Annotated in this window: 12 protein-coding genes; 3 read left to right on the top strand and 9 right to left on the bottom strand. The window is 61.9% G+C overall.

Annotated elements, in window-relative coordinates:
* Nucleotides 1-59: 59 nt before the first annotated feature.
* Nucleotides 60-560 carry a nuclear transport factor 2 family protein gene (locus JYJ84_RS17930; RefSeq protein ID WP_174958314.1) on the bottom strand — a complete coding sequence of 167 codons (501 nt, stop codon included), beginning with the start codon at nt 558-560 and terminating at the stop codon, nt 60-62.
* Nucleotides 561-772: 212 nt separating this feature from the next.
* Between JYJ84_RS17930 and JYJ84_RS17925 the strand changes: the two genes are divergently transcribed.
* Both JYJ84_RS17925 and JYJ84_RS17920 read left to right on the top strand, forming a co-directional pair.
* On the top strand, nt 773-1,285 hold the full coding sequence (locus tag JYJ84_RS17925; RefSeq protein ID WP_175219553.1) for a nuclear transport factor 2 family protein: 513 nt from the start codon (nt 773-775) through the stop codon (nt 1,283-1,285).
* A 49-nt stretch (nt 1,286-1,334) separates the two neighbouring features.
* On the top strand, nt 1,335-2,051 hold the full coding sequence (locus tag JYJ84_RS17920; protein WP_175219555.1) for an EthD domain-containing protein: 717 nt from the start codon (nt 1,335-1,337) through the stop codon (nt 2,049-2,051).
* A gap of 216 nt (nt 2,052-2,267) precedes the next feature.
* On the opposite strand, the gene JYJ84_RS17915 is transcribed toward JYJ84_RS17920, so the two are convergent.
* The 3 genes from JYJ84_RS17915 to JYJ84_RS17905 form a co-directional block, all read right to left on the bottom strand.
* Nucleotides 2,268-2,633: a hypothetical protein gene (locus tag JYJ84_RS17915; RefSeq protein WP_175219557.1), complete on the bottom strand. Its 366-nt coding sequence runs from the start codon at nt 2,631-2,633 to the stop codon at nt 2,268-2,270.
* A gap of 193 nt (nt 2,634-2,826) precedes the next feature.
* Nucleotides 2,827-3,330: a GNAT family N-acetyltransferase gene (locus tag JYJ84_RS17910; protein WP_175219559.1), complete on the bottom strand. Its 504-nt coding sequence runs from the start codon at nt 3,328-3,330 to the stop codon at nt 2,827-2,829.
* Between the two features lie 62 nt (nt 3,331-3,392).
* Nucleotides 3,393-4,157, bottom strand: coding sequence for an alpha/beta fold hydrolase (locus JYJ84_RS17905; protein ID WP_175219561.1), 765 nt, complete (start codon nt 4,155-4,157; stop codon nt 3,393-3,395).
* 209 nt (nt 4,158-4,366) lie between these two features.
* Here JYJ84_RS17905 and JYJ84_RS17900 point away from each other — a divergent pair, with 209 nt between their 5' ends.
* The gene (locus tag JYJ84_RS17900; protein WP_122947109.1) at nt 4,367-4,786 is read left to right on the top strand and encodes an NUDIX hydrolase; all 420 of its coding nucleotides are present in this window, start codon (nt 4,367-4,369) and stop codon (nt 4,784-4,786) included.
* Between the two features lie 189 nt (nt 4,787-4,975).
* Here the strand turns inward: JYJ84_RS17900 and JYJ84_RS17895 are convergent, their stop codons facing one another.
* The 5 genes from JYJ84_RS17895 to JYJ84_RS17875 form a co-directional block, all read right to left on the bottom strand.
* Nucleotides 4,976-5,884, bottom strand: coding sequence for an alpha/beta hydrolase (locus JYJ84_RS17895; RefSeq protein ID WP_175219563.1), 909 nt, complete (start codon nt 5,882-5,884; stop codon nt 4,976-4,978).
* A gap of 358 nt (nt 5,885-6,242) precedes the next feature.
* A complete protein-coding gene (locus JYJ84_RS17890; RefSeq protein WP_307872114.1) occupies nt 6,243-7,244 on the bottom strand; it encodes a proline dehydrogenase family protein in 1,002 nt (333 codons plus the stop codon).
* Nucleotides 7,245-7,530: 286 nt separating this feature from the next.
* A complete protein-coding gene (locus JYJ84_RS17885; protein WP_175219565.1) occupies nt 7,531-8,415 on the bottom strand; it encodes a hypothetical protein in 885 nt (294 codons plus the stop codon).
* 123 nt (nt 8,416-8,538) lie between these two features.
* The gene (locus tag JYJ84_RS17880) at nt 8,539-10,008 is read right to left on the bottom strand and encodes a hypothetical protein (RefSeq protein WP_175219567.1); all 1,470 of its coding nucleotides are present in this window, start codon (nt 10,006-10,008) and stop codon (nt 8,539-8,541) included.
* 220 nt (nt 10,009-10,228) lie between these two features.
* A complete protein-coding gene (locus JYJ84_RS17875) occupies nt 10,229-10,930 on the bottom strand; it encodes a TetR/AcrR family transcriptional regulator (RefSeq protein WP_175219569.1) in 702 nt (233 codons plus the stop codon).
* Nucleotides 10,931-11,141: the final 211 nt, after the last annotated feature.

Here is an 11,141-nt window from a genome sequence, read left to right as displayed (position 1 = left end):
CTGTGTCATGTTCGATGTCTCCTGGGGTATGTGTGTCAGATGCCTGGCGCTGGCGTGCGTCAGGCGGCCGGCGGCTGCGCGCCGGCGAACAGCACGCCCGGTGCAGCGCCTTCGTAGCGGGCCGTCAGCGTCGACGTGACGACGCAGCGCGTGCCCGCGATCTTCCATTCGCCGTCGACCTTCCGGTATTCGTCGTCGTAGTACGCGCCGAGCTGCGTGAGCGTGCGCGCGTTCGTGTCGATCATCTGGTAGTGCAGGCCCCACGTGCCGCGTGCATGCGTGTCGTCGAGCACGGCGATCTCGGGATTCACGCCGTGGTGCATCTCCACGATGTGCGGATGGCAACCGAGTTGCGCGAACACGTCGACGAGCGCGTCACGCGTGTCGAACATGCCGATCCGGCCGTAGTCGATGTGCACGTGGCCGGGCGCGAAGCAGTCGCGCATCCCTTGCGGATCCTTGCGGTCGCAGCTCGTGAAGTAGCGCGCCTTCAGCCGGCGGATCGCGTCGGCGTCCTCGAGCCGGCGCACGCGCGCTTCCAGCGATTCGATGAGGGTCATCCTGTCTCCTTGTTCGGTGCCGGCGCGGTTCGAACGCCGCGTCGATGCCACGTTACCGCCGTGCGCTGCACCGGCCATCACCCGTTCGGATGAAATCCGTGATTCGTTTCGGCAGCGCCGTTTGCGTGCGGCAACGGCATTCGTCCGAACAGACGATGTGATGCCCCGGGCTTCGTTCCTACCATCGAGCGACACCACTACGAGACCCGGCGATGGACGACACGACCCGCACGCTCCATGAGTACGAGCAGATCCGACAGCTGAAATACCGGTATTTCCGCGCGGTCGACACGCATGACTGGGCGCTGCTCGCGGATTGCCTGACCGACGACTGCGAAGCACGGCTGTACGGCGGCCGCTATGCGTACGACGGCCGCGATGCGTTCGTATCGAGCCTGCGCGAACTGATCGGCAAGCCAACCTTCCTGACGATGCATCACGGCCATCACCCGGAGCTCACGCTGGTCTCGGCCGATCACGCGTGCGGCGTGTGGTTTCTCGAGGATCACGCGATCAATCTTGAGGATGACTACCTGCTGCACGGCACTGCGTTCTACGACGATCAGTACGTGAAGCGCGATGGCGTGTGGCGCATTCACGCGACGCGCCACGAGCGGCTGTTCGAAACCGTCACGTCGCCGATCCCGCCGTCGTTCACGCTGACCGCGAACCGGTTCGCACCGGGCGCTCACCAGGCGGTTGGAACGCCTGAAGCCGCTTCCTGAACCCCGGCGGCAGCGCCGCCGATCCCGTCATTCCCCTGGAGCCGAAGCAATGGAGAAAGTCATTTACGTGTTGTGGCGCGACGCACAGGCTGCGCCCGATCAGTGGAGCCGCACGGTGCGCGCGCAGCTCGCCGACAAGTTGCTGTCGCTCGGTGCGCACGGCGTGCAGGTCAACGTCGCCGACGCGGAGGTCGCGCCGGCCGCCGGCCTGAAGCAGACCAACACGCACCCGGGCATCGACGGGATCGTCGCGGTATGGGTCGACAGTGCGAACGCGATGTTCCGCCAGCCGTTCGACGATGCGGTGCGCGCAGTCGCCCCGCACATGGCTGCGTATCTGGTGACCGAGTCGCAACCGATTCCGAATACGCGCTTTCCGGCGCGTCCGGGCGAGCGGACCACGGGCTTCTCGCAGCTCGCGTTCCTGAAGCGGCCGCCGCGCCTCACGCATGAAGCGTGGCTCGACGTGTGGCACGGGCATCACACGCGCGTCGCGATCGAGACGCAGGACAATTTCCTGTACGTGCAGAACGTCGTCGTGCGCGCACTCACGCATGCGGCGCCTGGGTACGACGCGATCGTCGAGGAATGTTTTCCCGCTGCGGCGATGACCGATCCGCATGCGTTCTTCGATGCGGTCGGCGATGACGAGAAATTCCAGCGCAACGTGGCCGAGATGATGGACAGCTGTGGGCGCTTCATCGACTTCGACAAGATCGATGTGGTACCGACGAGTCAGTACGTCGTGAAGGCTGTGCGGGGATAAGCCCAGGCAATCGCGCGGCGCGATCGCCTTCATCGGGATTGATTGCCGTGTTCGTTCCATTGCAAGCCGGCGGAGCGCTTGGGTGCGTCGCCGGCTTGTCTTTTTGCCGCTTCACGGATTGACGCGGTTGGCGTTGATCAACCTGAAGCGGTCGCTGCTGGCCACCGAGCGTCGTTATTCGTCGTTGTTGCGCAAGCGTTCCCGGCTCTCTTCAACTCACTCGAACTGACTGAAATCCACCGCTTCCTTGACAAACTTCCCCGTCGACACGAGTGCGCTTTCGATGTCCGCGACGATGCGCGCGTTGTCGATCGTCGCTGTGATGAACAGCGCCCAGATATCGTCGTCTATTTCGTAGCTGCCCCGAGCGTATGTCCAATAGCTGAAGTAACGGTCCTGAGACCAGGCAACCTCGGGTTCATCAAGGCCGTCCGGATGCGGGACCTGGACAGAATGCAGCGCATCTTGCAGGATCGCAGCGACGTTTGGACAATCCACGGCGCGATGGTCGTCAAGTACCTCGACCAGAAGATCGCTGCCGTGAAATACCGGTCGGACGCGGAACCGAATCGGATTTGTCATGGTTCGTTTTATGCTCCCGTGCATCGGTGTCGAACGACTGCCTTTAGCGATTTACCGGCACCCGCAAGCGGCAGCCGCCCACCTCAACGGCCTTCCATGTTCCTCGAAAGGGGCCACGCCTGGGGTACATGGGTCGCGTCAATGGCAACACACTTTCCTGCACCCAACAGCGCTTCACGGCCACAAGAATTGGTCAGCCCCTTGCGACCATGATCTTGTTCTCGTGCCGGACCCCGTCCAGCTCAAAGTAGGCAATCCCTTCCTGCGTCATGCCGCGGGAATGGTAGAAAGCGATTGCCTTGTCGTTTTGCGAGTTGACGCTGAGCCAGAACGAGCGATTTCCGGTTCTTTCCTCTGCGAGACCGCTCGCATGCGTCAGCAGTGACGATCCGATTCCACGACCGGCAAAAGACGGCTGGACGTAGAGCGTTTCAACCTCGACGGGAACGTCCTCGTGGTGCGAACCCAGGCGGATGACGATATATCCGGCAAGATTTCCGTCTGCCTCGGCAACCCGCAGAACGACGCCGGGATCGTTCACCAGAGCCAGGATCCGTTCGCGCGTAAAGGTCCCCAGCACATACTGGGCAATGACCTCGGATACGCCCGCCACGGCATAGGTATGCACCCACACATGCGCGCCAAGCACGGCAATACGCGCGGCGTCTTCCTGCCTCGCTGTTCTGATCGAAAACATCGCGTTCATCTCGTACTTTGTACGGAAAAAGGCCGAACCCGGGCTGTACGTCGATTTTCCGGTTACTCGAGCGCCTGCGCGATCACCGAAGCGAGCCCCGCCGGATTCTCCCAGGCCATCGAATGTCCCGCATTTTTCACGATCGCAACGCTCACCCCTTCCGCGGGAAGACGTTCGGTATCGACGTCGGGCAGCGAGCGCTCGCCAAACACAACGGTTCTCGGCATCTGCATCGCATAGAGCTGCTCACGCCAGCTGGGATGGCTGCCCTCGATGAGCGACACCGCACTTCGGTGAACGGCGTACGGCGCACTGGCCGACAGTGAAGCGGCCCAGATATCGCTGCCCTCGGCGGCGGATTCGGCTATCAGCGCTGCATGCCCGGTTTGCACATAAACCACCTCCGTCATCGCCGCGATTTTTCTGCTGAAAAAGCCGCCACCCGGCTCCAGATTCGGCTCGCCAAGCACGAGATGTCGCACCCGCTCACCAAGCATTGCCGATGCAGCAATGGCAACAGCGCCGCCCATGCTGTGCCCGAACAGGTTAAGTGACGACAGCCCCAGATGATCGGCCAGTGCCACGATCGTTTTGGCATGGTCTTGCATGCTGTAGGAAAAGTCCGTGGGGCGATCGCTGAACCCGGATCCAAGCAAATCGACCAGCACTCTCCGATGCCGCGACAATGCAGGCGCCGCCACGACGCCCGGATAGTCGCAGGAAGACGCGCACCCTATGCCGTGAACGAAGAGCGTCGGCACACCTTCCCCGGGGAGATCGTGATACCGGAGACCCCATGGGCCGTTCTTGATCGCAAAAGTCTTCATTTTCGATGGTCAACCTTTGACTGCAGCATCGGCTGCCCGTGCCGGTCGGATAGTCGGATTCGTCGCCGGCCGGTTTCAAGCTGACGAGCGGGCGCAATAGCGGCGCGCCGTCGCCGTCGCGCCAGACGGATGCTTATATTAAATCGAGCGTACGCAGGGATACCCGGGAATCTACACTGACAGCCCCGCTTCCACGATTTGGATCATGCATGGAATCGCTTGCCCCCTTCAGTGGTTCGAAGATTGCGCTCTTCAAGGACCGGGAAATCCTCGTCTATCGACGCGACGACAAACCCGACATCCCGTTTCCCGGCCTGTGGGACCTGCCCGGTGGAGGCCGGGAAGGTAACGAGACGCCCGAAGCGTGTGCGTTGCGTGAGCTCCATGAGGAATTCGGACTGACGATACCGGGCAGCCGGATCGGTTGGTCCAGGGTCTATCCGTCGACCCGGCCGGACCGCCTGCCGCACTGGTTCTTCGCCAGTTGGCTGAGCGACGCGGAAATCGCCGCGATCCGTTTCGGCAACGAAGGCCAGGAATGGACGCTGATGGATGTCGACGCGTATCTGCGGCTCACCGATGCGATCACGCATTTGCAGGCGCGCGTGACGGATTATTTGCGGCGTTGACGGCGCACGATTTCCGGCGATTGGCGTGTGTCCGTCAAGTGTCGCCTGCTGGCCGACGCCTGCTCGATGCATTCGGCCGACGCCAACTGAAGCGCCACGCCCGGTTCCCGACAGCAAACGCTCGGCGTCATCTGACGCTTGCCGGCCCCGTTACAGGCCACCCGCCGGACCAACCGGATTCGACCGGGACTAGCGCGGGCTCGCTGTCGATGCGTGCACGAACGCCGAAATCGCCGCCACGACGCCGTCCGCCAGCGGCAGATCCGGGTCCGAATAAGCGGCGAGGTTTTCTTGCAGCGCCGGCGTGCGGACCGCCTTGAGCACATGATTGGCGTCGGCGATCAGCGCCATTTCGGCCCGCGGATTGGCCTCCTTCAGAAGTTCCGCGTCCTGTACGGCAATCTGGATATCCCGCGATCCCTGCACGATCAGCACGGGTTTTGTATAACCGGCCAGCAGCGCTGCAGGATCGATGGTCAATTCGCTCATCAGGAAGCGCTGGACTTGCGGTCTGAACAACGGCATGAGTGCTGGATCGATCCCGGCTGCGTCGACCCGTTTTCCGGCTTCCAGCGATTCGAGGATCGACAGCGCATTTGCCAGGATCGGAGCATTGGCCGGGTTCGATTGCAGTTGTTGCCTCAATACCGGCCCGAGCGGGCGCCCCGCCGTCGACACCAGGATCAGGCCGGCAATGTCGGCCATTTGCCGTGCGGCCAGCAACGCCACCAATCCCCCCTCGCTATGCCCCAGCACCCATACGCAGGAAGCCCCCGTCTGCGCGCGGATCGCGGTTACCCACGAACGGACGTCGGCCGCGTACGCGTCGATCGTGACGTCATTGGCATCCGGTACTGCCGACGCGCTGCCATACATGCCGCGCTTGTCGATGCGAACCGACGCGATACCTTCATCGAGCAATCCTTCCGCAAGCAATCGGTAGGTCGATGCCTGAAGCCAGTCCGGTGCGTTGCCATTTCTGTCGGTCGGGCCGGAGCCCGGCACGATCAACACCACCGGTGCGTCACCGGTGTCCGGAGACACGAGCGTGCCTTTCAGCGGGCCGGCTGGGCCCGGTGCTTCGATTTCAGTCTGCATGGTTGATAAAGAATCTCGAATGAAGCGGGATAGCCATTGCGATACTTGCAAAAATAGCCGCCGTCATTGATTCCCACGTTACTTGAGACCGTTGATGCGGTTCGATTCAAGAATGGCAACGACGCGCTGGGAACACGGCAATCCATTGTCAACGATGAGGGCGGCCGCGTCGAGCGTCCGCACCGGCCGGTTGCGGCAGGCCGAGCCGCCCCCGCATCGGCCTCCCCGGCTTCTCTATGGCGGCCATTCGCAAATCGGACTGCCGTGTGACGGGTGTCACTTTACGGGCGGCCTCGATCGACATACGAGCGGGGCCACCGATCTGGCCGGCCCCAACGTGTCGCCCGTGCCGCGGTTGCTAACGCATCCGGTCGTTACGTATCATCGCGGCCAGGATATATCCGGCGATTCGCGGATTCTCCTTGATGCGCCGGGTGCTGTAGCCATACCAGTCCCGGCCGTACGGCACATAGACGCGCACATTGAAGCCTTGCGCAAGCAGCGCGTCACGCGCCGGTTCGCACACGCCCAGCAACATCTGGAATTCGAACCTTGACCTGTCGATCCGCTCGCGTTGCAGCCAGCCGGTCAGCGCATCGATCAACTGTGCATCGTGGGTGGCAATGCCGACGAACGATCCCGCCTGTATTGCAGTCGATATGTGCCGAACGAAGTGCGCGTTGATCGCCATCCGATCCCTTGACGCACCGTCGACGAGATGCGCGTTCGCCTCCGCATAAATTCCCTTGCAGATACGCATGCGGCTTTTGCGCTCAAGCAGAGGAACGATGTCATCGTTCGTGCGCTTCAAATACGCTTGCAGTGCGATTCCGATCGCATAGCCTTCGGCTTCGAACTTCGAAAACGCATCGAGCGTTTTCCGGGTACAGCGAATGTCTTCCATGTCGATGCATGCGCTGATCCCGTGCGCGGCTGCCGATCGCAGTATCGCCGAGACGCGCGCCAGGCAGGCGGCTTCGTCGAGATGCAAGCCGAGTGCGGTCAATTTGATCGAAAGCTCGGCAGGCTCATGCGCTGAACCGAGCACATCGATGAGATCGAGATAATCGCGAGTCATCGACTCTGCGTGTTCAGGCGATAACGCCGTCTCGCCCAACACATCGACGGTGGTTCGGAAGCCTGCCGCGTGAAGCGCACGGATGCGCGTATGCGCATCGCAAAGCGTTTCGCCGGCGATATAGCGGCGGGAGATCCTGCGGATCAGCGAACGGGGAACGAGCGGGATGGCATGAGCCGCCATCGTATTGAAAATACGCATGTTGTGGTCTCTGGAAAACGCAGTCGCACGAATACAGACACGATCAGTCAATTCGAACGACATCGCCGGACTGTCGTTCATCACAGTCCGGGACGAATACCAAGGCCGATGCAATCATTGCATCGCCGCGGGTTTTCAGTGCGTTTTCGAGGGAGGCCAGGCAGCTGCGTACATGATTCGAGTGGGAGCTGTTGCGGTTCGCTACGGGTTGGTCGATGCCGGCTTTCGCCAGGTCACTCAGGCATCGCGAATCGTAGCACGAGCACACGAACGATGTGTCGTGTGCCAAACCGAAGGCGGTCAATCGTTTCGTCCGCCACGCGCCGTCACGCAGCGGCGACGGTTTCATCCGATCCGCGGTTGCATTTCAGTGCCAGTCACCGGCGAATCGACGCGGCTGATAAGTCTTCCCATTCCAGGTAAACCGCGCGGATTTGCCTGACGCGGCCTTGCCCTTCGGACGCACAACGAGGTCGTAATGCGCGTTGGTCATGCGAGGGCTGAACGACAGCACGGAGCGAACCTCCGTCGTGTTTTCCGCATCGCACGCGTCCTGCTGTGCGTCGCCCGGATTTTTGCCCTTCCCCATCTTCCCCGCCTGCTCCTCGACACACGCCGCAGCCCCGTCCTTGTCGTAGGTCCACCAGTCGGTCGTTGCGGTGAAGATGGGCATCACACGCGCATCGGCATAGCGATACAGGCTCAGTATCTCGGTCGAATCGCTATGCGAGGTCGACGTGTAGTTATTGTTGAAACGAACGCCAAAGGCGGTTTCCTGCGCACTGATTCGGTACGGAATCACGTCCATGGTCAGGGATGGATTCCACAACAGCGGTGACGTATCGACGCGCTCGCTTCTATCGCTTGCAAGCAAATGGAACCCTTGCCCGTCGCGGGTCAGGACACCCGTCCACAACTCCGCGTCGACGTTCTCGGTCGAGCGCTGGACCAATGCGGACACGACCCACAGCGGCCCGGAAGCCGATGGCCCATGCGCCCAGGGCGACAGCGCAACACCCTTGACGCTGTCTGCCGGCGCCGGATTCTTGGCCATCATCGTACGCAACGCAGCTTGCTGCTGATCGTCGTCGCTCACGTCGCTCGCGGCAAACGTGCCATGTGCACCCAACGCCAGGACGAGCGTCAGCACCGCTTGCGCGCAAAGGCGGCCTTTCCTGCCTGTTCTGTCGCCCGGGCATGGCTGTCCCGGGGACGATTCTGCTCCGCACACTTCCTGCATGCCGCTCAACATGGCTCGTGGACTCCTCGTCAATATTTTTTCCGACCGGTTTCAAGGATGGTAACGACATCTTGCATACAGACATGCCGAACAAGCGCATCGCCGCTCATTGGCTTTCTGCGCGACCTCGACGTTTCAATCCGCGCAGGTCCATTGGATTCTTTTGACGTCGAAGCGAAATGGCAAGGGATCGGTCGACGGAATCGGAAAGACCGGCGGGACGTCATCCGGATCCGACCACCCGTACCCCGACGTTCGAATATGCGAACCGGGCACGCTCGTGTGCCCGGCCGACGGATAGTCGTAGCATGACCACACTTGGTACATGCGCCTGTTCTCGAACAGGAAATGCGCGAGTTGTCTTTCCTCGATGCCCTGCAATACGGCCTCGAGATCGCGCCCGGCTCCGCCCACGTCGCCCAACCCACGCTCGGATCTGACGACCCGGCCATTGACCACGCGTATCGCCCAGAAGGTACCCAGGGCCGCCCGGGCGGTCGGGACAGGACCGAACGATCGCCAGATCATGTCTGCGATGGCGCGCAGCTTTGCCAGATCGCCCGTCGCAAGCACGATGTCCGAACGACGCGTGATCGCGGACTGCGTCTTGCCCTCGATCGATTGCAAGTCGAAATCGATCACGGACAACTTGCCGCTATCGAAATCAACCCGTCTCTCCGTCGTTCCCCCCAGACCGCCGTGGGAGACAGTGAACCCGTGGCGCAACTGCTTGAGCGGGGCCCCGTCCGGCATGGGATCCGATGAGCAGTTCGTACCGCACGCCTGCTCGGCGGCATCGGATCCGATTGCCGCTCCGGGCACCAGCCGTACCGTTCCCGGCTGGCGTGCGTCGACGGAATGCAGGTAGCGCTCGAACGTATCGACCTCGGCTGAAAAACGACGCTCGATACGACGCTGCTCGAGGAACTGGCTGCCCGGGTCCCGGGCACTCAACGTCGCGGCGACACGCTGCGCGGCGTTTTCGGCCGCGCTATTGATCTGGTAGCGGCGCTGGGCGAATTCGCCATATGTCAGCTTCCGTTGCGAGAGACCGATGGCAAGCCGGCGGATCTTCGCCTCGGCGATACCGTTGAACTCCGCTCGTTGCAACACCATCGATTGCGCCATCGGTGTCAGCGCTGGCGACGTCAGGTCGATCTCATGTTCGTGCTTGACGCACGCGTCACGAAGCGCAATCCATTTCGCGATCAGCGGCAAGTCGGCGCGCGCCGGAAAGAGATCGAGCGCTGCGTACGTGTACGGTGTGGGTGTCGACGGATCGTGAAAAATCTCGATCTTGTCGCGGATCGGGTTCAACTCCGGCGCAGACATGGCGGCCGCACACGCGTTGCGCCACGCGTCGAACCGCGCGTCGATCGTTTTGTACCCGTCGGCCGCCGCGTCGTATTGGCGTTCGGCAGCCGAAGCGGGCGGCACCGCCGACGGGCCCCGCATTCCATACGTCGCGACGCTCGATGGCGCCGTACAGGCCGGAATGGCCGGGCCGGATACGCAACCGGAAAACGGATGGGTCGATACAGCGGTATGGGTCTTGCAACCACTCAGCAGCACCATCACGGCGATCGCCGCGACCTGTCTTCTCATCGTGCAGTCCTTCAGGCGGCCCCTCTCAGAGAGCCCATGCAGTTTTCTTCAAGTTTGACTGGGTGGGCGTTGCCCCATCGAGCGCATGCCGGATACGTCGAACAGACTCTCATGAATCTGCATGGGATAGCGCCTCGTTTCGCGCCAGGTTCGCGTGCAGTATTTCGTGTCCCCAACCGCCCCGATCCGGATTGACGCCGAGCCGCCGCGGCGATTCAACTCATGGCGCCTTGGCCAAAGCCAGAATGGCCTTTACCGCATCGTCCTCGATTCCCTTGATGTCCGACGGGAACCGATTTCTTTGCGGTATCAACACGACAAGCCCCTCGATCTGTGCCGTAACCAGTGCGGCTCTCCGGGTGAGCACTGCCCGCGACAGCGTCGGGTTCACGGCTTCGATGAATCCAGCGATCACGGTCCGTTGAAACCCGTATCCCTCTTCAAGCATTTTCCGCGCGAATTCCTGGGTCTGGGCCAGTGCCCAGAAGTTCACGAACAGGCTTTGGTTCTTGGGCTGCTTGCCGTCTTCGAGCAACAGTCTGACCACTTTCTCCAGCCGGCCCTCGGGTGTCAGGGAGGCATCGGCCCGCACGCTCTCGTACGTATTGGCGTATGCGTCCCTCGTCTCGGCAAGGATCGCCTCGAAGATGTCTTCGCGGGTGGGGAAATAGTGTTGCAGGTTCGACAGCACCAATCCCGCTTTTGTCGCGACCTTCCGCATGGTCAGCCCACCGTAGCCCTCGACGATGAAGATCTCGAGTGCACTGGCCATAATTTTATTCACAGCGTTCTTGCCGCGTTCGGTCAAGACGCGCCCGTTATCGAGAGCCGCCCTCTTCAAGAATTCCTCCTGCTGCGCGATGAGCGCATGCCCGGGCGATGGTGCCGGTGACGCGTCAACGCCGCTGATGCCCGGCCGCATACCGACTGCATCGTGCCCGCTCGATATGCATCGCGCGGGGATATGGGTCGGTCGACCGGATTTTGCAAAACATCGATACCTGACATTGGATCGTGTCGGTTCCACTGCAGGGGCCGAACGGCCGAACCTGACGGCGACATTCTACGCAGGATTGAAAATCCGGGGACAGGCGCCGATATCGATTGGCGAGCGTACACGGGACTTGCTCGAT

It is taken from the genome of Burkholderia sp. LMG 13014 (assembly GCF_905232215.1).
In the GTDB taxonomy this organism is placed as follows: Bacteria; Pseudomonadota; Gammaproteobacteria; order Burkholderiales; family Burkholderiaceae; genus Burkholderia.
Note: the sequence above shows the minus strand (reverse complement) of the source record. Positions and strands in the feature narration are given on the sequence as shown.

What these genes read in the sequence shown, in the direction of transcription:
- JYJ84_RS17930 (WP_174958314.1), bottom strand. Translation starts at nt 560, where the DNA reads ATGACCCTCATCGAATCGCTGGAAGCGCGCGTGCGCCGGCTCGAGGAC.
- JYJ84_RS17925 (WP_175219553.1), top strand. Translation starts at nt 773, where the DNA reads ATGGACGACACGACCCGCACGCTCCATGAGTACGAGCAGATCCGACAG.
- JYJ84_RS17920 (WP_175219555.1), top strand. Translation starts at nt 1,335, where the DNA reads ATGGAGAAAGTCATTTACGTGTTGTGGCGCGACGCACAGGCTGCGCCC.
- JYJ84_RS17915 (WP_175219557.1), bottom strand. Translation starts at nt 2,633, where the DNA reads ATGACAAATCCGATTCGGTTCCGCGTCCGACCGGTATTTCACGGCAGC.
- JYJ84_RS17910 (WP_175219559.1), bottom strand. Translation starts at nt 3,330, where the DNA reads ATGTTTTCGATCAGAACAGCGAGGCAGGAAGACGCCGCGCGTATTGCC.
- JYJ84_RS17905 (WP_175219561.1), bottom strand. Translation starts at nt 4,157, where the DNA reads ATGAAGACTTTTGCGATCAAGAACGGCCCATGGGGTCTCCGGTATCAC.
- JYJ84_RS17900 (WP_122947109.1), top strand. Translation starts at nt 4,367, where the DNA reads ATGGAATCGCTTGCCCCCTTCAGTGGTTCGAAGATTGCGCTCTTCAAG.
- JYJ84_RS17895 (WP_175219563.1), bottom strand. Translation starts at nt 5,884, where the DNA reads ATGCAGACTGAAATCGAAGCACCGGGCCCAGCCGGCCCGCTGAAAGGC.
- JYJ84_RS17890 (WP_307872114.1), bottom strand. Translation starts at nt 7,244, where the DNA reads ATGAACGACAGTCCGGCGATGTCGTTCGAATTGACTGATCGTGTCTGT.
- JYJ84_RS17885 (WP_175219565.1), bottom strand. Translation starts at nt 8,415, where the DNA reads ATGTTGAGCGGCATGCAGGAAGTGTGCGGAGCAGAATCGTCCCCGGGA.
- JYJ84_RS17880 (WP_175219567.1), bottom strand. Translation starts at nt 10,008, where the DNA reads ATGAGAAGACAGGTCGCGGCGATCGCCGTGATGGTGCTGCTGAGTGGT.
- JYJ84_RS17875 (WP_175219569.1), bottom strand. Translation starts at nt 10,930, where the DNA reads ATGCGGCCGGGCATCAGCGGCGTTGACGCGTCACCGGCACCATCGCCC.